The organism is Citrobacter sp. wls829 (genome assembly GCF_005280825.1).
GTDB lineage: Bacteria > Pseudomonadota > Gammaproteobacteria > Enterobacterales > Enterobacteriaceae > Citrobacter > Citrobacter gillenii.
This window is the reverse complement of record NZ_SZWP01000079.1, coordinates 1-22188: the sequence shown is the minus strand read 5'-3', so window position 1 is coordinate 22188 and position 22188 is coordinate 1. Positions and strand designations below refer to the sequence as shown.

Annotated in this window: 22 protein-coding genes, 1 pseudogene and 1 other annotated feature; of the genes and pseudogenes, 14 read left to right on the top strand and 9 right to left on the bottom strand. The window is 53.0% G+C overall.

Going from position 1 to position 22188, the window contains the following annotated elements; translation table 11 throughout:
- Positions 1–80: 80 nt before the first annotated feature.
- The 4 genes from yidC to rpmH are packed head-to-tail and all read right to left on the bottom strand — an operon-like array spanning position 81 to position 2468.
- Positions 81–1727 (bottom strand): membrane protein insertase YidC, encoded by a 1647-nt coding sequence (yidC, locus tag FDW88_RS18110; protein WP_115259883.1) that lies wholly within the window; start codon positions 1725–1727, stop codon positions 81–83.
- Positions 1728–1729: 2 nt separating this feature from the next.
- Positions 1730–1987, bottom strand: coding sequence for a membrane protein insertion efficiency factor YidD (yidD, locus tag FDW88_RS18105; RefSeq protein ID WP_003023846.1), 258 nt, complete (start codon positions 1985–1987; stop codon positions 1730–1732).
- A complete protein-coding gene (rnpA, locus tag FDW88_RS18100) occupies positions 1951–2310 on the bottom strand; it encodes a ribonuclease P protein component (protein ID WP_096758995.1) in 360 nt (119 codons plus the stop codon). The genes yidD and rnpA overlap by 37 nt, the downstream gene beginning before the upstream one ends.
- 17 nt (positions 2311–2327) lie before the next feature.
- Complete coding sequence (gene rpmH, locus FDW88_RS18095; RefSeq protein ID WP_003023858.1) at positions 2328–2468, bottom strand: 50S ribosomal protein L34; 141 nt, start codon at positions 2466–2468, stop codon at positions 2328–2330.
- A 606-nt stretch (positions 2469–3074) separates the two neighbouring features.
- Here rpmH and dnaA point away from each other — a divergent pair.
- The 5 genes from dnaA to yidA all read left to right on the top strand — a co-directional run bounded on the left by dnaA (position 3075) and on the right by yidA (position 10274).
- Positions 3075–4478, top strand: a complete 1404-nt coding sequence (gene dnaA / locus FDW88_RS18090) for a chromosomal replication initiator protein DnaA (protein WP_096758996.1) — start codon at positions 3075–3077, stop codon at positions 4476–4478.
- Positions 4479–4482: 4 nt separating this feature from the next.
- Complete coding sequence (dnaN, locus tag FDW88_RS18085; protein WP_096758997.1) at positions 4483–5583, top strand: DNA polymerase III subunit beta; 1101 nt, start codon at positions 4483–4485, stop codon at positions 5581–5583.
- Between the two features lie 148 nt (positions 5584–5731).
- Positions 5732–6805: a DNA replication/repair protein RecF gene (gene recF / locus FDW88_RS18080; protein ID WP_096758998.1), complete on the top strand. Its 1074-nt coding sequence runs from the start codon at positions 5732–5734 to the stop codon at positions 6803–6805.
- A gap of 28 nt (positions 6806–6833) precedes the next feature.
- Complete coding sequence (gene gyrB, locus FDW88_RS18075) at positions 6834–9248, top strand: DNA topoisomerase (ATP-hydrolyzing) subunit B (RefSeq protein ID WP_115257112.1); 2415 nt, start codon at positions 6834–6836, stop codon at positions 9246–9248.
- Between the two features lie 213 nt (positions 9249–9461).
- Positions 9462–10274, top strand: coding sequence for a sugar-phosphatase (yidA, locus tag FDW88_RS18070; RefSeq protein ID WP_115257113.1), 813 nt, complete (start codon positions 9462–9464; stop codon positions 10272–10274).
- A gap of 5 nt (positions 10275–10279) precedes the next feature.
- Here the strand turns inward: yidA and cbrA are convergent, their stop codons facing one another.
- The gene (gene cbrA, locus FDW88_RS18065; protein ID WP_115257114.1) at positions 10280–11407 is read right to left on the bottom strand and encodes a colicin M resistance lipid reductase CbrA; all 1128 of its coding nucleotides are present in this window, start codon (positions 11405–11407) and stop codon (positions 10280–10282) included.
- 99 nt (positions 11408–11506) lie between these two features.
- Between cbrA and FDW88_RS18060 the strand changes: the two genes are divergently transcribed.
- On the top strand, positions 11507–12733 hold the full coding sequence (locus FDW88_RS18060) for a DUF3748 domain-containing protein (protein ID WP_137363090.1): 1227 nt from the start codon (positions 11507–11509) through the stop codon (positions 12731–12733).
- Between the two features lies 1 nt (position 12734).
- Here FDW88_RS18060 and FDW88_RS18055 read toward each other — a convergent pair whose 3' ends face one another.
- Positions 12735–13067, bottom strand: coding sequence for a YceK/YidQ family lipoprotein (locus tag FDW88_RS18055; RefSeq protein WP_096759493.1), 333 nt, complete (start codon positions 13065–13067; stop codon positions 12735–12737).
- Between the two features lie 240 nt (positions 13068–13307).
- Positions 13308–13380, top strand: a sequence feature (ROSE (Repression Of Heat Shock gene Expression) occurs in the 5'-region of heat shock genes and acts as an RNA thermometer to modulate expression.).
- On the opposite strand from FDW88_RS18055, the gene ibpA reads away from it, so the two are divergent.
- The 3 genes from ibpA (at position 13374) to FDW88_RS18040 (ending at position 16096) form a co-directional block, all read left to right on the top strand.
- Positions 13374–13787: a small heat shock chaperone IbpA gene (ibpA, locus tag FDW88_RS18050; protein WP_045448945.1), complete on the top strand. Its 414-nt coding sequence runs from the start codon at positions 13374–13376 to the stop codon at positions 13785–13787. It overlaps the preceding feature by 7 nt.
- Before the next feature lie 94 nt (positions 13788–13881).
- Positions 13882–14310 carry a small heat shock chaperone IbpB gene (gene ibpB, locus FDW88_RS18045; RefSeq protein ID WP_096759003.1) on the top strand — a complete coding sequence of 143 codons (429 nt, stop codon included), beginning with the start codon at positions 13882–13884 and terminating at the stop codon, positions 14308–14310.
- Between the two features lie 124 nt (positions 14311–14434).
- Positions 14435–16096 (top strand): putative transporter, encoded by a 1662-nt coding sequence (locus FDW88_RS18040; protein ID WP_135911180.1) that lies wholly within the window; start codon positions 14435–14437, stop codon positions 16094–16096.
- Between the two features lie 123 nt (positions 16097–16219).
- Here FDW88_RS18040 and FDW88_RS18035 read toward each other — a convergent pair whose 3' ends face one another.
- The gene (locus tag FDW88_RS18035) at positions 16220–16669 is read right to left on the bottom strand and encodes a hypothetical protein (RefSeq protein WP_135911181.1); all 450 of its coding nucleotides are present in this window, start codon (positions 16667–16669) and stop codon (positions 16220–16222) included.
- Between the two features lie 108 nt (positions 16670–16777).
- Between FDW88_RS18035 and FDW88_RS18030 the strand changes: the two genes are divergently transcribed.
- From FDW88_RS18030 to FDW88_RS18020, 3 genes are read left to right on the top strand one after another with little or no spacing between them, the layout of a single operon-like run.
- Positions 16778–17125, top strand: a complete 348-nt coding sequence (locus tag FDW88_RS18030; protein WP_096759005.1) for a YidH family protein — start codon at positions 16778–16780, stop codon at positions 17123–17125.
- Entirely contained in the window at positions 17115–17477 is a 363-nt protein-coding gene (locus tag FDW88_RS18025) for a DUF202 domain-containing protein (protein ID WP_115257118.1), read from the top strand. The genes FDW88_RS18030 and FDW88_RS18025 overlap by 11 nt, the downstream gene beginning before the upstream one ends.
- The gene (locus FDW88_RS18020; RefSeq protein ID WP_137363089.1) at positions 17474–18004 is read left to right on the top strand and encodes a radical SAM protein; all 531 of its coding nucleotides are present in this window, start codon (positions 17474–17476) and stop codon (positions 18002–18004) included. The genes FDW88_RS18025 and FDW88_RS18020 overlap by 4 nt, the downstream gene beginning before the upstream one ends.
- A 12-nt stretch (positions 18005–18016) precedes the next feature.
- Here the strand turns inward: FDW88_RS18020 and dsdA are convergent, their stop codons facing one another.
- Both dsdA and dsdX read right to left on the bottom strand, forming a co-directional pair.
- Entirely contained in the window at positions 18017–19339 is a 1323-nt protein-coding gene (gene dsdA, locus FDW88_RS18015) for a D-serine ammonia-lyase (RefSeq protein WP_137363088.1), read from the bottom strand.
- 17 nt (positions 19340–19356) lie between these two features.
- The gene (gene dsdX / locus FDW88_RS18010) at positions 19357–20694 is read right to left on the bottom strand and encodes a D-serine transporter DsdX (protein WP_096759009.1); all 1338 of its coding nucleotides are present in this window, start codon (positions 20692–20694) and stop codon (positions 19357–19359) included.
- Positions 20695–20935: 241 nt separating this feature from the next.
- On the opposite strand from dsdX, the gene dsdC reads away from it, so the two are divergent.
- Together dsdC and FDW88_RS18000 are read left to right on the top strand one after the other, a co-directional pair.
- On the top strand, positions 20936–21862 hold the full coding sequence (gene dsdC, locus FDW88_RS18005; protein ID WP_137363097.1) for a DNA-binding transcriptional regulator DsdC: 927 nt from the start codon (positions 20936–20938) through the stop codon (positions 21860–21862).
- An 81-nt stretch (positions 21863–21943) separates the two neighbouring features.
- A pseudogene (locus tag FDW88_RS18000) lies at positions 21944–22159 on the top strand (hypothetical protein); the annotation flags it as partial.
- Positions 22160–22188 lie beyond the last annotated feature (29 nt).

Here is a 22188-nt window from a genome sequence, read left to right as displayed (position 1 = left end):
AAAGGCGGTCAATCGACCGCCCTTTAATTTATGTTCCGTTTGCCGGATGGCGGCTTCGCCTTATCCGGCCTACAACCGAATCAGGAATTCTTTTTCTCGCGGCTATGCAGGCCACGCTTCTCCAGACCACGGTAAATCAGCTGCTGCTGAATAATGGTTACCAGGTTGCTGACGATATAGTACAGCACCAGACCTGACGGGAACCACAGGAAGAACACGGTGAAGATGACCGGCATAAAGGTCATGATCTTCTGCTGCATCGGGTCGGTCACGGTGGTCGGCGACATCTTCTGAATGAAGAACATCGTTACGCCCATCAGGATCGGCAGGATGTAGTACGGGTCCTGTGCAGACAGGTCATGGATCCACAGTGCGAACGGCGCATGGCGCAGTTCAATGGAGCCCATCAGCATGTAGTACAGTGCCAGGAAGATTGGCATCTGGATGATCAGCGGGAAGCAGCCGCCCAGAGGGTTAACCTTCTCAGCTTTGTACAGGGCCATCATTTCCTGGCTCTGACGCTGTTTGTCATCGCCCAGACGCTCACGCATTGCCTGAATCTTCGGCTGCAGCATACGCATCTTCGCCATGGAGGTGTACTGCGCTTTAGTCAGCGGGTACATGATGCCACGAACGATAAAGGTGATAACGATGATAGAGAAGCCCCAGTTACCCAGGAAGCTATGGATCCACTTCAGCAGTTTGAACAGCGGCTGAGAGATGAACCACAACCAACCGTAGTCGACGGTCAGATCCAGGTGCGGTGCAACGGCCGCCATTTTATCCTGAATTTCCGGGCCAACCCACAGGGTGCTGGTCATCGCGCTTGTCTGGCCCGGTTGAACCAGTACCGGCTGAGATTTATAGCCGATAGCGGCAATGCCGTTACCCAGATTTGCGGTATAGAAGTTATTGGTGCCGTCGTTACGCGGAACCCATGCCGTGGCGAAATACTGCTGCAGCATTGCGACCCAGCCGTCTTTAGCGTTGACGTTCAGGTTTTCGTTTTCAGCAATGGTGTCGAACTTGTATTTCTCATACTTCTCATCAGGCGTGGAGTAAGCCGCGCCACGGAAGGTATGCAGCGCAAAGTTGCTGCTACCAGTGTCGAGATGAGAGGGCAGATTGATGGATTGCTTCAGCTGACCAAAGGTGGAGATTTCCAGCGGCTTCTCGCTGGCGTTCTGCACGCTGTAGTTAACGCTTACCGCATACTCACCGCGCTTGAGAACAAACGTTTTGGTAAACGTGTTGCCAGCGGCGTCTGTATAGGTCATCGGGATCTGCAGTTCATTTTGACCGTCAGCCAGTACAAAAGCGTCTTTGTCGACGTTGTACAGCGGACGCGGGCCGTTAGCCGGGTTATCTGGGCCGTCACGACCTGTCAGGCCACTCTGTGCCTGATAGATGAACTGTGGCGTGGTATCCAGTAACTGGAACGGTTCGGTAGAACCGAGTTCTTTCGGGTAAGCTGGCAGTGAAGCCTGTTCCACATCACCACCACGGGTGTTGATGGTCAGATCAAGCACGTCAGTCTTAACCGTAATCAGTTTCCCCTGGCCACTGGCCGGTACGCCCTGGTCGGCGGCGCTACCCGCTGCGGTGGTCGTTGTCTGCGTGGTCTGTTGAGCTTGAGGTTGCGGATTTTTATCCTGCTCCCAGGCTTGCCAGATCATGAAAGACACGAACAGCAAAGCGATGACTAAAAGATTGCGTTGCGAATCCATCGTTAGTGTTCTCTGGTATCAAATGGTCCGGGTGGGACGGGATCGTCACCACCAGGGTGTAAAGGGTGGCATTTTAATACGCGTTTCACCGTCAACCAACTGCCTTTTATCACTCCAAACCTGCGCAATGCCTCAATTCCGTAGCTCGAACAGGTTGGAGTGAAACGGCAATGCGGCCCAAGCAGCGGACTGATCAGGCGTTGATAGACCCGAATGAGGGCTATCAGGACCCGCGAGCCAGGCGACAATGGCGACGCCATAATTTTTCCAACGCTTCCGAGAGAGCACGGTTATCGAGGTCGGCAACCCCTTTTTTAGCCACCACTACGAAATCCATTGCTGGAAGTTCGTGCTGACGTAAACGGAAGCTTTCACGCGTCAGGCGTTTAATCCTGTTGCGTTCATGCGCACGTTTAACATTTTTCTTGGCGACCGTTAGACCGATGCGGGGATGCCCCAGCGAATTTTGGCGGCCGAGAATGGTGATTTGCGGCGTGCCAGCCCGTTGTGGCTGCTGGAAGACGAATGTGAAATGAGTGGGAGTTAACAAACGTAACTCCCTGGGAAATGCGAGCTTAACCACTCAGGGGCTAGCTTTTATTACTTAGAAACGGTCAGACGAGAACGGCCTTTAGCACGACGACGTGCCAAAACCTGACGACCATTTTTATTAGCCATACGAGCACGGAAGCCGTGAGAACGGTTGCGCTTCAGTACAGACGGTTGAAAAGTGCGTTTCATGGCGATTTCTACCTAAACTTGAATAAATTCACTGACTTTTGCGTATACCCGAACGAACTTCGAACGACTTACGCCACAGTGTGGGTGATTAAAGAGGCCGGATTGTAATAATTGTACACTCCGGAGTCAATTCTCTTTCCTTAATTCCCGCTTTTTTCCGCATGGTTTCGCGTAAAAAACAGGCAGCGTTGACGCCGTGAGGCAACCTTTACTCGCTGGGGGTAAGAATTATACGGGCTGGTGGATAAAGCGCAAGGATCGCACGGGATCTTTATTAGATCGTTTTCGCAGTAAAGCATCTTTACTCATTAATTTTTTCAATATGCGCGCGAAAACCTGCAGCACTTCTCCAGGATCGTTTACACTTAGCCGATTCTGGATCATCCTGTGGATAAATCGGGAAGAATCTGTGAGAAACAGAAGATCTCTCGCTCAGTTTAGGCTATGATCCGCGGTCCTGATCGTTTCAATGGATCCTGATCAGGCATATAACCGCAGACAGCGGTTCGCACGTCACCCTTACGCAGGGTCTTTTCGACGTGCGCCAACAATCATGAATGTTTCAGCCTTTGTCATTTATCGACTTTTGTTCGAGTGGAGTCCGCCGTGTCACTTTCGCTTTGGCAGCAGTGTCTTGCCCGATTGCAGGATGAGTTACCAGCCACAGAATTCAGTATGTGGATACGCCCGTTGCAGGCGGAACTGAGCGATAACACGCTGGCTTTGTATGCGCCAAACCGTTTTGTGCTCGATTGGGTAAGGGACAAATACCTTAATAATATTAATGGATTGCTGAATAACTTCTGCGGAGCAGATGCCCCACAGCTACGCTTTGAAGTCGGTACCAAACCCGTCACGCAAACGCTGAAGACGCCGGTTAATCACGTTGTCGCACCTGCGTATGTAGCGCAACAAGTTCAGCCGCAACGAGCTGCACCTGCAGCACGTTCGGGTTGGGATAACGTCCCGGCCCCGGCAGAACCAACCTATCGCTCTAACGTCAACGTCAAACACACGTTTGATAACTTCGTTGAAGGTAAATCTAACCAACTGGCGCGCGCGGCGGCTCGTCAGGTGGCGGACAATCCTGGCGGCGCCTACAATCCTCTATTCCTTTATGGCGGCACCGGTCTGGGTAAAACCCACCTGTTGCATGCTGTGGGTAACGGGATTATGGCGCGCAAGCCGAATGCAAAAGTGGTGTATATGCACTCCGAGCGTTTTGTACAGGACATGGTTAAAGCCCTACAAAACAATGCGATCGAAGAGTTTAAACGCTACTACCGTTCGGTTGATGCGTTGCTGATTGACGATATTCAATTCTTTGCTAATAAAGAACGATCCCAGGAAGAGTTTTTCCACACCTTCAATGCCCTGCTGGAAGGTAATCAGCAGATCATCCTGACGTCGGATCGCTATCCGAAGGAGATCAATGGTGTTGAAGATCGTCTGAAATCCCGCTTTGGCTGGGGACTGACCGTCGCGATCGAACCACCTGAACTGGAAACGCGCGTTGCGATCCTGATGAAAAAAGCTGACGAAAACGATATTCGTCTGCCAGGCGAGGTGGCGTTCTTTATTGCCAAGCGTTTACGCTCTAACGTGCGTGAACTGGAAGGCGCACTGAACCGCGTGATTGCTAACGCCAACTTTACTGGCCGGGCGATTACTATCGATTTTGTGCGTGAGGCGCTGCGCGACCTGCTGGCATTACAGGAAAAACTGGTCACCATCGACAATATTCAAAAGACGGTGGCTGAGTATTACAAAATCAAAATTGCGGATCTGCTTTCTAAGCGTCGATCTCGCTCGGTAGCGCGTCCGCGTCAGATGGCGATGGCGCTGGCAAAAGAGCTTACCAACCACAGTTTGCCGGAAATTGGCGACGCCTTTGGTGGGCGTGACCATACTACCGTGCTTCATGCCTGTCGCAAGATTGAACAGTTGCGTGAAGAAAGCCATGATATTAAAGAAGATTTCTCCAATTTAATCAGAACATTATCTTCGTGACGCTATGAAATTTACCGTTGAACGTGAACATTTATTAAAACCGCTTCAGCAGGTCAGCGGCCCGCTGGGTGGTCGTCCTACGCTGCCGATCCTCGGAAACCTGTTACTACAGGTTGCGGATGGAACGCTTTCTCTGACCGGTACCGATCTCGAGATGGAGATGGTGGCACGCGTTGCGCTGATCCAGCCGCATGAACCCGGTGCGACCACCGTCCCGGCGCGTAAATTCTTCGACATTTGTCGTGGTCTGCCGGAAGGTGCGGAAATTGCTGTCCAGTTGGAAGGTGACCGCATGCTGGTGCGTTCTGGCCGCAGCCGTTTCTCGCTGTCCACACTGCCTGCCGCCGACTTCCCGAATCTGGATGACTGGCAGAGTGAAGTTGAATTCACGCTGCCGCAGGCGACGATGAAGCGTCTGATTGAAGCCACGCAGTTTTCGATGGCTCATCAGGATGTGCGCTATTACTTAAACGGCATGCTGTTTGAAACCGAAGGTGAAGAACTGCGTACCGTGGCGACCGACGGTCACCGCCTAGCGGTGTGCTCTATGCCGGTGGGTCAATCGCTGCCCAGTCATTCGGTGATCGTGCCGCGTAAAGGCGTGATTGAACTGATGCGTATGCTCGACGGCGGCGACAACCCGCTGCGCGTGCAGATTGGCAGCAACAACATCCGTGCGCATGTTGGCGATTTCATCTTTACCTCCAAGCTGGTAGATGGACGTTTCCCGGATTACCGTCGCGTACTGCCGAAGAATCCAGACAAACATCTGGAGGCGGGCTGCGATATCCTTAAGCAGGCGTTTGCCCGTGCGGCCATACTCTCCAATGAGAAATTCCGCGGTGTGCGTCTGTACGTCAGCGAAAACCAGCTCAAAATTACGGCCAACAACCCAGAGCAGGAAGAAGCGGAAGAGATCCTCGATGTCACCTATCCTGGGACTGAAATGGAAATCGGCTTCAATGTTAGCTATGTGCTGGACGTATTGAACGCGCTGAAGTGCGAAAACGTCCGTATTATGCTGACCGATTCCGTATCGAGCGTACAGATTGAAGATGCAGCGTCACAATCCGCAGCCTACGTCGTCATGCCTATGAGATTGTAGAATCTGCAAAGGGGCTGGTTTACTTGCCATTTCGCCTTCCGGCAGTGCTCGAAATGCTCACGTACTTCGTGTACGCTCCGCTTTCTGCGCGCTGGCGGTAGACGAACTGGCTGCGGCACCCACGCCCCTTGAATGATGACGAGTTGATATGTCGCTATCCCGACTCCTGATTAAAGATTTCCGCAATATTGAAAATGCGGATCTCACTTTATCTCCCGGCTTTAACTTCCTGGTCGGCGCTAACGGCAGCGGTAAAACCAGCGTGCTGGAAGCTATTTATACGCTCGGTCACGGTCGGGCGTTTCGCAGTGTGCAGATTGGCCGCGTCATTCGCCACGAGCAGGAGTCGTTTGTACTCCACGGGCGTTTGCAGGGCGCCGAGCGTGAAACCTCGATTGGCCTGACCAAAGACAAGCTGGGTGACAGCAAAGTGCGCATTGACGGAACTGACGGTCATAAGGTTGCCGAACTGGCGCACCTGATGCCGATGCAGCTGATAACGCCTGAGGGGTTTACTTTACTCAATGGCGGCCCCAAATACAGAAGAGCATTCCTTGACTGGGGATGCTTTCACAATGAAGCCGGATTCTTTACCGCCTGGAGCAACCTTAAGCGATTGCTAAAGCAGCGCAATGCGGCGCTGCGCCAGGTGAGTCGTTATGAGCAACTGCGCCCGTGGGATCGAGAGTTGATCCCGCTGGCGGAACAAATCAGCACCTGGCGCGCGGAGTACAGCGCCGGTATCGCGCAGGATATGGCGGATACCTGCCAGCAGTTTCTTCCCGAGTTTTCACTCTCTTTCTCTTTCCAGCGTGGCTGGGAGAAAGAGACCGACTACGCTGAGGTGCTGGAACGCAGTTTTGAACGCGATCGCATGTTGACCTACACCGCGCACGGCCCGCACAAAGCGGATTTCCGCATACGTGCCGACGGTGCACCGGTGGAAGATACGTTGTCGCGTGGGCAGTTAAAACTGCTGATGTGCGCCTTACGTCTGGCGCAAGGGGAGTTCCTGACCCGCGAAAGCGGACGGCGCTGCCTGTACCTGATAGATGATTTTGCCTCTGAACTGGATGATGCGCGTCGCGGACTGCTAGCCAGCCGCTTAAAAGCCACGCAATCTCAAGTCTTTGTCAGCGCAATTAGCGCTGAACACGTTATGGACATGTCGGACAAAAATTCGAAGATGTTCACCGTGGAAAAGGGTAAAATAACGGATTAACCCAAGATAAAATGAGCGAGAAACGTTGATGTCGAATTCTTATGACTCCTCCAGTATCAAAGTCCTGAAAGGACTGGATGCGGTGCGTAAGCGCCCGGGTATGTATATCGGCGACACGGATGACGGCACCGGTCTACACCACATGGTATTCGAGGTGGTAGATAACGCTATCGACGAAGCGCTCGCGGGTCACTGTAAAGATATCGTGGTGACAATCCACGCTGACAACTCCGTGTCCGTTACCGATGATGGTCGTGGTATCCCAACCGGTATCCACCCGGAAGAGGGCGTTTCGGCGGCCGAAGTGATCATGACCGTCCTGCACGCAGGCGGTAAATTCGATGATAACTCCTATAAAGTCTCCGGCGGTCTGCACGGCGTAGGTGTTTCCGTGGTTAACGCCCTGTCGCAGAAACTGGAGCTGGTGATTCGCCGCGAAGGTAAAGTGCATCAGCAAACTTACGTGCACGGCGTACCGCAGGCACCACTGGCCGTGACTGGCGAGACTGAAGCGACCGGTACCCAGGTGCGTTTCTGGCCAAGCCATGAAACCTTTACCAATGTCGTTGAGTTTGAATATGAAATTCTGGCGAAACGCCTGCGCGAGCTGTCATTCCTGAACTCCGGCGTATCCATCCGCCTGCGCGACAAGCGCGACGGCAAAGAAGATCATTTCCACTACGAAGGTGGCATCAAGGCGTTTGTTGAATACCTCAACAAAAACAAAACGCCGATCCACCCGAATATCTTCTACTTCTCCACCGAAAAAGACGGTATTGGCGTCGAAGTTGCGCTGCAGTGGAACGATGGTTTCCAGGAAAACATCTACTGCTTCACCAACAACATTCCGCAGCGTGATGGCGGTACTCACCTTGCAGGCTTCCGTGCGGCGATGACCCGTACCCTGAACGCCTACATGGACAAAGAAGGCTACAGCAAAAAAGCGAAAGTCAGCGCCACCGGTGACGATGCCCGTGAAGGCCTGATTGCTGTCGTTTCCGTGAAAGTACCGGATCCGAAATTCTCCTCCCAGACCAAAGACAAGCTGGTTTCCTCCGAGGTGAAAACCGCAGTAGAACAGCAGATGAACGAACTGCTGAGCGAATACCTGCTGGAAAACCCGTCTGACGCGAAAATCGTCGTCGGTAAAATTATTGATGCGGCACGTGCCCGTGAAGCAGCACGTCGTGCACGTGAAATGACCCGTCGTAAGGGGGCGCTGGACTTAGCTGGCCTGCCGGGCAAACTGGCGGACTGTCAGGAACGCGACCCGGCCCACTCTGAACTGTACCTGGTGGAAGGGGACTCAGCGGGCGGCTCTGCGAAGCAGGGACGTAACCGTAAGAACCAGGCGATTCTGCCGCTGAAGGGTAAAATCCTTAACGTGGAGAAGGCGCGCTTCGACAAGATGCTCTCTTCTCAGGAAGTGGCAACGCTGATTACCGCGCTCGGCTGCGGTATCGGTCGCGACGAATACAACCCGGATAAACTGCGTTATCACAGCATCATCATCATGACCGATGCGGACGTCGACGGCTCGCACATTCGTACATTGCTGTTGACCTTCTTCTATCGTCAGATGCCGGAAATTGTTGAACGCGGCCACGTCTACATTGCACAGCCACCGCTGTACAAAGTGAAGAAAGGCAAGCAGGAACAGTACATCAAAGACGATGAAGCGATGGATCAGTACCAGATCTCTATTGCTCTTGATGGCGCCACGCTGCACACCAATGCCCACGCTCCGGCGCTGGCGGGTGAAGCGCTGGAAAAACTGGTATCTGAATACAATGCCACGCAGAAAATGATTGGTCGTATGGAGCGCCGCTTCCCGCGCTCGTTGCTGAAAGAACTGGTTTATCAACCGACGCTGGCCGAAGCCGATTTGGCTGATGAAGAGAAAGTCACGGCCTGGGTTTCCCAGCTGGTGAACGTGCTGAATGAAAACGAAATGCACGGTAGCACCTGGAATAGCTTTGTACGTAAAGACGCCGAGCTGAACCTGTTTGAACCGGTTATCCGCGTGCGTACCCACGGGGTCGATACCGACTATCCTCTGGAGCATGAGTTTGTGACCGGAGGTGAATACCGTCGTCTCTGCACGCTGGGTGAGAAACTGCGTGGCCTGATCGAAGACGATGCGTTTATTGAACGTGGTGAGCGTCGTCAGCCGGTTACCAGCTTCGAGCAGGCGCTGGACTGGCTGGTGAAAGAGTCCCGCCGTGGTCTGTCTATTCAGCGTTATAAAGGTCTGGGCGAAATGAACCCGGATCAGCTGTGGGAAACCACCATGGATCCGGAAAGCCGTCGTATGCTGCGTGTGACGGTGAAAGACGCGATTGCTGCCGACCAGTTGTTCACTACGCTGATGGGCGACGCCGTTGAACCGCGTCGTGCGTTTATCGAAGAGAACGCCCTGAAAGCGGCAAATATCGATATCTAATGTGTAACTCAGGCCTGCTCCTGTAGGCCTGATAAGCGCAGCGTCATCAGGCAGTTCGTCAGTTTTTGCCGGATGGCGGCTTAGGCCTTATCCGGCCTACCATCGATTGTCAAAAGGGGGATCCCGGTTCCCCTTCCTATCCCCCTTTTCGTAGCTGTTTTTTGAGCGGAATCGCGTTAGCATGAGGACGGACTCATTTAATCCGGGGAACTCATGGCTATCAAACTTATTGCTATCGATATGGATGGCACACTTCTGCTGCCCGATCACACCATTTCACCTGCAGTCAAAAATGCAATTGCTGCGGCGCGCGCGCGCGGGATAAACGTGGTGCTGACCACTGGCCGTCCGTATGCCGGCGTCCACAGCTACTTGAAAGAACTTCATATGGAACAACCCGGCGACTACTGCATTACCTACAACGGGGCGCTGGTGCAGAAAGCAGGGGATGGCAGCACCGTTGCCCAAACGGCGTTGAGCTATGACGATTATCGTTACCTGGAACAACTCTCCCGGGAAGTCGGTTCACACTTCCACGCCCTCGATCGCAACACGCTGTATACCGCTAACCGAGATATCAGCTACTACACGGTGCATGAATCGTTTATCGCGACCATTCCGCTGGTGTTCTGCGAAGCCGAGAAGATGGACCCGGCGACTCAGTTCCTGAAAGTGATGATGATTGATGAACCAGAAATCCTCGATAAAGCCATCTCACGCATTCCGGCAGAGGTGAAAGAGAAATATACAGTGCTGAAAAGTGCGCCGTACTTCCTCGAAATCCTGGATAAACGCGTCAATAAAGGCACCGGTGTGAAATCGCTGGCCGATGCGCTGGGCATTAAAGCCGAAGAGGTTATGGCGATTGGCGATCAGGAAAACGACATCGCGATGATCGAATATGCCGGTATGGGCGTAGCCATGGATAACGCAATTCCCTCGGTAAAAGAAATCGCCAACTTCGTCACCAAATCTAATCTTGAAGACGGCGTTGCGTATGCCATTGAGAAATTTGCGCTGAATTAGGTCCGCTATGGGCAAATGCCTTGCCGCATTTGCCCAACGTCTTTTTCATCCGTTGTCGTTTTTGATTCAGGGTATTCGGCCTGCGGAATATGCGCCACGCCGCTGCGCATTATCCATTTACGGGAAAATGCGGACGTTAGCGCCCGGCTCTTGAGGATTTTTCCATACAGCTTGATACGCAGTTTGCGGGTTGCTTTGCGATAGGCTTTATTTTTGTCTACCACGTCCTGCAACAGTACGGATTTAAGGATTTCCGCGCTGTCCAGCGCATAGCTAATACCTTCCAGTGAACTGGCGCTAATAAATCCGGCGGCTTCACCAATCAGAAAGGCGTTCTCCTCGCCGCAGACGAAATCCTTCCAGCGTGACGGGAACAGGACTGTACATTTTTCGCTTTTCACCGGTTTGCCAAACTGGAAATGGAACGCTTCCATCCTGGTTTTCAGCATGTCAAAACGTGCCTGACCGTCCTTCATTGGGTAAGCACCCCCGAAGATAAAAAAGCCGTCTTTGCTGATACTCCAGGAATAACAGTCCGTAGCATCGTTATCAAAAATACACGAGTAGAACGGGACAGGGTGTTGTTCCGTAAACCACTGTTGGATAGCAACATATTTACGGATCTGGTGTTGTGGATAGAGATGACGGCGCACCAGCGAATTCGCCCCGTCGGCACCGATCAGATAGCGAGCCGTAATCTGCTGTTCCCAGCCGTCTGCACGGAATATCACATGCCATTTATCGCCCTCGCGCCAGACTTTACGACACAGACTGTCATGATAAACCTGCACATCGTCAGGGATGAGTGATTTCATCCATAAATCAAAAGCATGGCGATCGATATTGATATAACTACGCTGGTAGTTTCGGGTCAGAGAGGCGGCCACATCGACCGTTTTAACGCTGAATATCTGCGGATTGGCAATAACATCAACGGGGAGCGTGATCCCGTCGCGGATAAATGAACGCTGGGCGTCAGGAGCCAGTAGACCTCCGCAGGGTTTGGTGAACCCTTCAGTCCCACACTGGCGCTTTTTATCCAGAGCAATCACGCGCATTTTTCCGCTCAACTGCCGCGCCAGCGCCGCACCTGCCGGGCCTAAACCGATAATCGCTACGTCAAAATGTTCCATCTTTGTGCCCATAGTAAGTGAGATGAGCATACGCTAAAGCCTGAAAGTGAAGTCCTTGTGAAGTATGATTGCTGAAATTGTCTCGTATCAGGGCATCCCATGAAGCAAGTCACCTTTACGCCGCGTCATCACCAACTGACCAATATCAATACCTGGACCCCGGACAGCCAGTGGCTGGTTTTTGATGTGCGACCCTCCGGCGCATCGTTTACCGGCGAGACCATTGAACGCGTCAATATTCACACTGGCGAGGTGGAAGTGATTTATCGCGCGACGCAGCAGGCACACGTCGGCGTGGTGACCGTTCATCCGAAGTCTGAAAAATACGTGTTCATTCACGGGCCTGAAAATCCTGATGAAACATGGCATTACGACTATCATCACCGTCGCGGAGTCATTGCCGGGCAGGGTGATGTGACGAATCTGGACGCGATGGATATTACTGTCCCGTATACCCCTGGCGCACTGCGCGGCGGCAGCCATGTACATGTTTTTAGCCCGAACGGCGAGTTTGTCAGCTTCACCTATAACGACCATGTGTTGCGTGAGCGTTCCCTGGCGCTGGATTTACGTAACGTTGGCGTGGCTTCGCCGTACGGTCCGGTGACGGTTTCCGTTCAGCATCCGCGCGAGTACAGCGGAAGTCACTGGTGCGTACTGGTAAGCCAGACTACGCTTGCGCCACAGCCGGGTAGCGATCAGATTAACCGTGCCTATGAAGAGGGCTGGGTGGGGAACCACGCGCTGGCGTTTATCGGTGATACGTTGTCAGTCAATGGTGAGAAAGTACCTGAACTGTTTATTGTCGACTTACCGCAGGATGAAAGTGGCTGGAAGCAACCGGGCGATGCACCGCTTGAAGGCAGCGAATCAACAATGCCAGCCCCGCCGGCTGGCGTGGTTCAGCGCCGCCTGACGTTTACTCACGACCGCGCTTTCCCAGGGCTGGTGAATCAGCCGCGTCACTGGGTGCGCAGTCATCCCCTGGCATCAGAGATTGCGTTTTTGATGCGTGATGATCATGGCGTGGTGCAGCTCTGGTTGATTTCACCTCAGGGCGGTGCACCGCGCCAGTTAACTCACTGTTCGAGTGATATTCAGTCCGCCTTTAACTGGCATCCGTCGGGGCAATGGTTGGGATTCGTGCTGGAAAATAGAATTGCCTGCTGTGATGCACAGACGGGAGAGATTGATTTTTTAACGAAAAGTCACGAAGCCCCTCCGTCTGCTGATGCGATCGTTTTCTCGCCTGATGGGCAGCAGGTTGCGTGGATGGAGAACGTCGAGGGTTTCCGCCAGCTATGGGTGACAGAAACCGGGCGTTAACTTAAGGGGCTGGCATTGTTGCCGGGGGGATCACGTCGTTAATGGCTTGCGTGCTTTCCTCGCTTCTTTCAACGCGCGATCTTACCGAGCTATCGGTACGGAAGAAATCCCACGGGAGCAGTAGCGTATCCAGCACGGCGGTAAATGGCATATCAAGAATCGCCAGTGACTTGGTTCCCCAGTTGGTATCGCTCTCGCTAATCATCGTGGCGCTGGCACGCGTGCCAGGATACGTTCCCTCTTTGCCACCGGTGTGCGACATGACGCTGGAGCACCCGCTCACAACAACCATTCCGCTGCACATCATCAGTGTTAACAACATTTTTCTAATCATCATTTTTTCATCTGTTAAACATCGGTGTTTGCATGGTGAGTTATAGCGATCCGTTGCGAAAAATAACATCACCATTCTGTCGCACTGTGGTGGCTATCGCACTCTAACGATAACAACTGTTCCCCCAGTGTATGCAATAGACAACAAACTGCAAAAAAAGTCGGATGAATACGCTTGAAAAGTTTGTATCAAGACCCATTTTTAGGATGTAGGCAAATGAAGGGCACGCCTGATGGGTGTTCTGGCTACCTGACCTGTCCATGATGGAAGGTCTAACATTCTCGCTGATTTCAGGAGCTATTGATTATGCGTAACTTTGACTTATCCCCGTTATACCGTTCTGCAATTGGTTTTGATCGTCTTTTTAACCTGCTAGAAAGCAATCAGAGCCAGAGTAATGGCGGCTACCCTCCGTATAACGTCGAGCTGGTAGACGAAAACCATTACCGTATTGCGATTGCCGTTGCGGGCTTTGCTGAAAGCGAGCTGGAAATTACCGCCCAGGACAATTTGCTGGTGGTGAAAGGCGCTCATGCAGACGAGCAAAAAGAACGTACTTACCTGTATCAGGGTATTGCCGAGCGCAACTTTGAACGCAAGTTCCAGTTGGCGGAGAACATTCATGTTCGTGGCGCAAACCTGGTGAATGGTCTGCTGTATATCGAGCTTGAGCGCGTGATTCCGGAAGCGAACAAACCGCGCCGTATCGAAATCAACTAATTCAGTGGGCCGCGTCAGGCGGCCCTGCTAAGCAATCAGCTTGCCGTCAGGGAGCTGAAAGGTATTTACTCGCTTCTTAGAAGGAGAAATGAATATGCGTAACTACGATTTATCCCCGCTGCTGCGTCAATGGATCGGTTTTGACAAACTGGCCAATGCACTGCAAAACACCGGCGAAAGCCAGAGCTTCCCACCCTATAACATCGAAAAGAGCGACGATAACCACTATCGCATTACGCTTGCGTTAGCCGGTTTCCGTCAGGAAGATCTGGATATTCAGCTGGAAGGTACGCGTCTGACCGTGAAAGGTACGCCTGAGCAGCCGGAAAAAGAGACCAAGTGGCTGCATCAGGGGCTGGTGACACAATCCTTCAGCCTGAGCTTTACCCTGGCTGAAAATATGGAAGTCTCCGGCGCGAGCTTCACCAATGGTTTGCTGCACATCGATTTAATTCGCAACGAACCTGAAACGGTCCCACCGCAGCGGATCACCATCAGCGAACGTCCCGCATTAAATAGCTAATTAGCTCCTTGCCTTTGCCCCGCCAGAAATGACGGGGCTTTTTTGTGCTTTACCACCCATACATTGCGACTGTACTCTGCCAGAATCCATCTACTTAATGATGTTATTCACAGGGAACAGAAGAATGAGTGATATAGCATTGACGGTCAGCGTTCTGGCATTGGTGGCGGTTGTCGGGTTATGGATCGGCAACATTAAAGTCCGGGGTGTGGGTTTTGGCATCGGAGGCGTGCTGTTTGGCGGTATTATCGTCGGACATTTTGTCGATCAGGCAGGGATGACCCTGAGCGGCGATATGCTGCATTTTATTCAGGAGTTCGGCCTGATACTCTTCGTGTACACCATCGGTATCCAGGTGGGGCCGGGTTTCTTTGCTTCGCTGCGCGTTTCGGGCCTGCGCCTGAATTTGTTCGCCGTGCTGATTGTCATTATGGGGGGGCTGGTTACCGCTCTCCTGCATAAAATTTTTGCTATACCTCTTCCCGTGGTGCTGGGCATATTCTCCGGTGCCGTCACTAATACTCCGGCGCTGGGTGCTGGACAGCAAATCCTGCGCGATCTGGGTACGCCCATGGATGTCGTGGACCAGATGGGGATGAGCTACGCCATGGCTTATCCTTTTGGTATTTGCGGTATCTTGCTCACGATGTGGTTAATGCGCCTTATCTTCCGCGTTAACGTCGAGGCAGAAGCACAGCAGCACGAATCAACGCGGACCAACGGTCAGGCGCTGATTCAGACCATGAACATCCGCGTTGAAAACCCGAACCTGAATAATATGGCGATTCAGGACGTCCCCATTCTGAACAGCGATAAAATTATCTGCTCGCGTCTGAAGCGGGATGAGACACTGATGGTGCCGTCGCCGGGAACCATTATCCAGATGGGCGACCTGCTCCACCTGGTCGGGCAGCCCGATGACCTGCACAACGCGCTGGTAGTGATCGGTCAGGAAGTTGATACCTCGCTGTCGACGCGAGGCACGGATTTGCGCGTCGAGCGTGTGGTGGTGACCAACGAACAGGTGCTGGGTAAACGGATCCGCGATCTGCATTTCAAAGAACGCTATGACGTTGTTATCTCGCGTCTGAACCGCGCAGGTGTTGAGCTGGTCGCCAGCAGCGACGCCAGCCTGCAGTTTGGTGATATCCTCAATTTGGTGGGGCGGCCCTCGTCCATCGATGCCGTCGCTAATGTTGTCGGCAACGCGCAGCAAAAACTGCAGCAGGTACAGATGCTGCCAGTGTTTATCGGTATCGGACTTGGGGTTTTACTGGGTTCTATTCCGCTGTTTATTCCTGGCTTCCCGGTGGCGTTAAAGCTGGGCCTGGCTGGTGGGCCGCTGATTATGGCGCTGATACTTGGGCGTATTGGCAGCATCGGCAAGCTGTACTGGTTTATGCCGCCGAGCGCTAACCTGGCGTTGCGCGAACTGGGGATTGTGCTCTTTCTCGCGGTGGTTGGCCTGAAATCGGGTGGTGATTTTGTCGATACATTAACCCAGGGCGATGGCTTAAGCTGGGTGGGTTACGGTATTTTCATTACCGCCGTTCCGCTGATCACCGTTGGTTTGCTGGCGCGGCTGCTCACCAAAATGAACTACCTCACGCTGTGCGGAATGCTGGCCGGTTCGATGACTGACCCACCGGCATTGGCTTTTGCCAACAACCTGCACGCTACCAGCGGTGCGGCGGCGCTTTCCTATGCCACGGTCTACCCACTGGTGATGTTCCTGCGCATTATCACCCCCCAACTGCTGGCGGTGATCTTCTGGGGGATGGGTTAACACTGACTTATCCGGCCTGCCTGGTCTGTAGGTCGGATAAGACGCAATTCGCCATTACCCTCCAGCGATACTCTGATTGCATCATTTCTAGCCAAATAATGTGACTGTATTTTGATAAAACGATTAAATCGGCGAACCGCCGCTGAGAAATGAAAATATCATTATAATCAGAATGATGGTGAATATCAGCGCGACGCCAAAGAGCAAGGTATGAAAGACTAGTGTTCCTCCGCCGAAGATAATGGCGCCATAGATACCCCAACGATTTTCTCTGCGCATGCCACCGATAAAAGCACAAACCAGAGCAATGACGGCAAGAGCGATACTACTGTTATTCAGCACCTTATCAATATTGATGGTTTCTTCTTTGTCAGTAACAAGCGGCTTCTCACCCTTCAGCCCAGCAATAATACCTTTTTTGACGGCTGAAACCTTCTCTGCCACCACGTTCTCAAGTCGAGCCTGTGGGGCGTAAAATGGACCGAAAGAGAAATGAAAAATACCAAAAATCAAGGCAATGGCGCCGAAAAGCATTCCTAATGAGCTACATTTGTTTTGCGATATGATGTCCATTTGACCTCCCGGTGCTGGATAGCGTGAAGAATATCAGCAATCTGGCGTTTGAAATTCTGAAAGTGGGCAGGAAAAACGGCTGAACCGCGATAGTTAAAAGGAGCCATAATGAAGATTTCCCGCCTCGGAGAAGCGCCGGATTACCGCTTCTCGCTGGCAAATGAGCGTACGTTTTTGGCGTGGATCCGCACCGCGCTGGGGTTTCTGGCCGCCGGTGTGGGTCTTGATCAACTGGCACCGGATTTCGCCACGCCGGTCATTCGCGAACTGCTGGCGCTGCTGCTGTGCCTGTTTGCCGGCGGTCTGGCGATTTATGGCTACCTGCGCTGGTTGCGGAATGAAAAGGCCATGCGCCTGAAAGAGGACCTGCCATACACGCATAGCCTGTTGATAATCAGTCTGATTTTGATGATTGTTGCGGTCATTGTGATGGGCCTGGTGCTGTATGCCGGATAGCCGTAAATCGCGACGTATTGCCGATCCGGGGCTGCAACCTGAGCGTACCTCGCTGGCCTGGTTTCGCACCCTGCTGGGTTACGGCGCGTTAATAGCGCTGGCGCTGAAACATAACTGGCATCAGGCCGGCTTTCTGTTTTGGGTGTCAATTGGGGTACTGGCAATTGTGGCGATAATTCTTTGGCGCTATACCCGGAGCCGTAACCTGATGGACGTCACGCATAGTGATTTTTCTGAATCTCGCGCGGTGCGTGACAAATTTATGATCTCCCTCGCGGTGTTATCTCTCGCAATACTGTTTGCTGTAACACACGTTCGCCAACTTATCGTATATCTCGGGAATTTTGTATGACGGAGTGTGAGCACATGGATGTTAGTGAGGGAATGATTAAGGTGGTGGTAGATCGGCTGAAATGCAATCAACCTATTGATTTATATCGCAATATACAAAAATCAAGCGTTCGTTCGGTGCAGTTTGTTCCCTTAGTTGAACGCGATGAAAAAGGGTGTCTGACCGCGGGTTCCGTTACAGCGGAAGACTGGGGACATTTTTTAAATACGGTATTTGATATCTGGGTTCGTGAGGATATTACGCGAATATCTATTCCGCTTTTTGATGAAACGTTGAATCGGTGGTGTGGTCGAACGGGACAAACCAATCGACAGACGATCTCACAGATGAGCGCGCGCTGTCAGTCATGTTCCCTGTTGCAATTCTATCGTGGCGATTGCCCTGCATTTTGTGATGATAGCGGCAAGGGTGGACTGTGTGCAGGCTATCAAGCTTTCTTTGACCACACGGCTCCGCATATGCGCGTTATGCGCGACCTGCTGAAGCAGCATCGCTCACCGATGGAACTGATGGCGATGCTGCGTTAAGGTCAACGGCGTTTAGCGCCCTTTCGCCAGGTACTGTGCCATTTCGGCTTCCGGCACCATGCCGCCGCCGGTGGCCCACACCAGGTGCGTGGCGTTATTAAGCTGCTCAGCACTGAAACCGTGCATTTGTTGATAATCAGTTGACGCGCAAACGCGCTGCGGACCGGCCATCCCCGCCAGTGCCGACGGCTCAAGGCGAATCCCTTCCTCCTGCGCCAGCCAGCCCAGCATGTCGTACATGGTCTGGTCATCAAGGGTGTACAAGCCGTCGAGTAGACGCTCCATCGCACGCCCCACAAAACCAGAAGCCCGACCCACCGCCAGGCCATCGGCTGCGGTCAGATTATCAATGCCAATCTCCTGTACAGAGATGTCATCGTGCAGCCCGGTGTAAACCCCGAGCAGCATGCATGGTGAATGGGTCGGCTCCGCAAAGAAGCAGTGTACGTTATCGCCGAACGCCAACTTCAGGCCAAATGCCACGCCGCCAGGGCCGCCGCCGACACCGCATGGCAGATAAACAAACAACGGATGGTCGGCATCTACCACGCGGCCCTGCTGCGTGAACTGCGCCTTCAAACGCTGCCCGGCAACCGCATAGCCTAAGAACAGCGTGCGGGAATTTTCGTCGTCGATAAAGAAGCAGTTCGGGTCAGACTCCGCCGCCTTGCGGCCCTGTTCAACCGCCACGCCGTAATCTTCTTCATACTCCACTACCGTCACGCCGTGGCTGCGCAGTTTGGCTTTTTTCCAAGCGCGGGCGTCAGCAGACATATGCACCGTCACCTTAAAGCCAATGCAGGCGCTCATGATACCGATCGACATCCCGAGGTTACCGGTCGAGCCTACCGCGATGCTGTACTGGCTGAAGAACTGCTTGAACTCAGGTGAAAGCAGCACGCTGTAATCATCATCGGTGGTCAGCAGACCGGCTTCCAGCGCCAGTTTTTCGGCGTGAGTCAGTACTTCATAAATACCGCCACGGGCTTTAATCGAGCCGGAAATCGGCAGGTGGCTGTCCTTCTTCAACAGAATTTCGCCACTGATATTCTGGCCAAACTCTTTTTCCAGCCGTTTCTTCATGGCGGGAATAGCGGCCAGCTCAGATTCGATAATACCGCCGGTGGCCACGGTTTCCGGGAAAGCTTTTGCCAGGTACGGCGCAAAGCGCGCCAGACGGGCGTGAGCATCCTGAACGTCGTCTTCCGTCAGGCCAACATAGGGTAAACCTTCCGCAAGAGAGGTGGTGCCCGGGTTAAACCAGGTCGTTTCTTTCAGTGCGACCAGATCCTCCACTAACGGATACTGGGCGATGAGTTTTTGCATGTTTTCCATAGGACGTCTCTTTGCGCTTAGATGATAAAGGAAAGCAGGAATGTGCACGCGAGTGCAATCACCGACGCGATAAATGTCGCGGTCGTATAGTATTTAAACGTCTCATTCAGGGTAGCGCCGCAGTACTGCTTCACCAGCCAGAAGAGGGAATCGGTGACGATTGTGCAGCCAATCGCGCCGGAACCGATGGCAATGGCAATGATCTCCGGGCTGACGTTGGGATAGAGCGGCAGCATGGGTGCCACAATCGCCGTTGCGCCCATCATCGCCACCGTGGCAGAACCCACCGCAGCGTGCAGGATCAGCGCCACCAGCCAGGCCAGCAGAATCGGGTGCATATGCATGTTTGAAAGAATCAGCGCCAGCGTATCCGCCAGTCCGCTGCTCTTCAGAATGGCGTTGAACGCGCCGCCCGCACCGATAATCAGCAGGATGTTGGCAATGGATCCAAAGCCATTTTCAGTATGGGTCAACAGTGCGCCCATGCCGATATGCTGGCGCAGACCGAGAATGTAATAGGCCACAAACACGGCGATAAACATGGCGGTGATCGGGTTGCCGATAAACTCCAGCAGCGTATACACCGCGCTGCCTTTCGCCATATTCAGTTCAGCGACGGTTTTCATCAGCATCAGGCCAATCGGCAGCAGCACGGTAAACAGCGTGGCACCCAGCGACGGCAGCGTGTTTTCGTCGCGTACCTTCAGGTCGGAAAACTCAGCCGGTACCGGTTTAAACGGCAGACGATTGCCGAGGAATTTCAGGTACAGCGGCCCGCCGATCAGCGACGCCATCAGACCCACCAGTAAACCGTAAACGATCACTGTACCAATATCGGCACCCAACTTGTTCGCCACGAACAGGGCCGCCGGATGTGGTGGGACGACGCAGTGCACCGCCATCAGTGCTGTACACAACGGGATCGCCAGCTTCAGTAGCGAGGTATTGGTTTTTTTGGCGATAGAAAACGCCAGCGGAATCAACAGCACCACGCCGACTTCAACAAACAGCGTGATCCCGCAAATCAGACCGACCAGCACCATTATGACGTCAGCGGAAAGCCAGCGGCAGCGCTGTAGCGTCAGGCCGATGCGTTCTGCCGCGCCGGACACTTCCATCATTTTTCCGAGAATAGTCCCCAGACCGATAACCGCGGCGAGGAAGCCCAGCGTACCGCCGATACCACTCTCAATGGCATTAACCATATCCAGTGGACCCATACCCATCATCGTTCCCACAAAGAAGCTGGCTAACAGCAGCGCCAGAAACGGGTGGAATTTGAACTTCACGATGGTCAAAACGATCAACACGATGCTTATCAACAACGTGCTCACAACCCAGATTTGAGAGTGCATATCTCACCTTGCCCTGTGATTAACCTGACTTTATAGCCTGGGTCTATTGGACAAAAATAAGGCACTCGCTGACAAACGATAAAAATCCTCTTTCACATGAGTCAGATTGAATCAAATGGGTGATTTACCTCTAATAATGGCCTAATAATGCGATATGGTTCACTCTGATTCATCTTTGCGCTGATTTTTACAGCGGTTTTTTTTACACTTCGGGGAAAGATTCAGGATGAAAGAGGTGAGTATGGATCCCGTACGCGAGGTCAGAAATCGGCTGCTCAATGGCTGGCAACTGTCAAAGCTTTATACCTTTGAAGTGGCGGCCAGGCATCAGTCGTTTGCGCTGGCAGCAGACGAACTGTCGTTAAGTCCCAGCGCCGTCAGTCACCGTATTAATCAACTGGAAGAGGAACTGGGCATCCAGCTGTTTGTCCGTTCACATCGCAAAGTCGAACTCACGCACGAAGGCAAGCGGGTGTTCTGGGCGCTGAAATCTTCTCTGGATACGCTTAATCAGGAAATTCTCGATATCAAAAACCAGGAGCTGTCCGGGACGCTTACCGTCTACTCGCGGCCCTCCATCGCCCAGTGCTGGCTGGTTCCCGCGCTCGGCGACTTTACCCGTCGCTATCCGTCGATTTCACTGACCATGCTGACCGGGAATGACAACGTCAATATGCAGCGTGCCGGTATTGACCTGGCCATCTATTTTGATGATGCGCCTTCTGCGCAGCTCACGCATCATTTCCTGATGGACGAAGCGATCTTGCCGGTGTGCAGCCCGGATTATGCCCGCCGCCATGATCTTACCGACGCGCGGGTGAACCTGTCGCACTGCACGTTGCTGCATGACAGGCAGGCGTGGAGTAATGATTCAGGGACCGATGAGTGGCACAGCTGGGCGCAGAATTTTGCAGTGAATTTGCCGACATCATCGGGCATTGGCTTCGATCGTTCCGATTTAGCGGTGATTGCCGCCATGAACCACATCGGCGTGGCGATGGGGCGCAAGCGGTTGGTACAAAAACGCCTCGATAGTGGAGAACTGGTCGCTCCCTTTGGTGATATGGAGCTGAAATGCCATCAGCATTATTACATCACTACGCTACCTGGCCGGCAGTGGCCGAAAATCGAGGCGTTTATTAGCTGGCTGCAGGAGCAGGTAAAATAATCGAGGTGAGCCTCGAATATTTTTACGCTTTCTCTCTACACCCGGCGTCAGAAATCATGCTAAATACGTGAATCACACCTGATGATTTACTTGAGGATCACCGTGTTAAAGCCGCTTGCTTCTCTGTTGCTGCTCGCCAGCGCCACTGTCTATGCGGCACAACCTCCGCTGACGGCAGCACACTACGCCCAACAACTGGGTGTGGGGATGGACGTGGATTGGGCGCGCACCGAACGGGGCATCCGCGAGTTTGACCCGCTGGTGGTAAGAGATTTCCAGGCGAAGGGGCTCGCCCATGGGTAATCCCCCCATTTTTAACGGAGGCA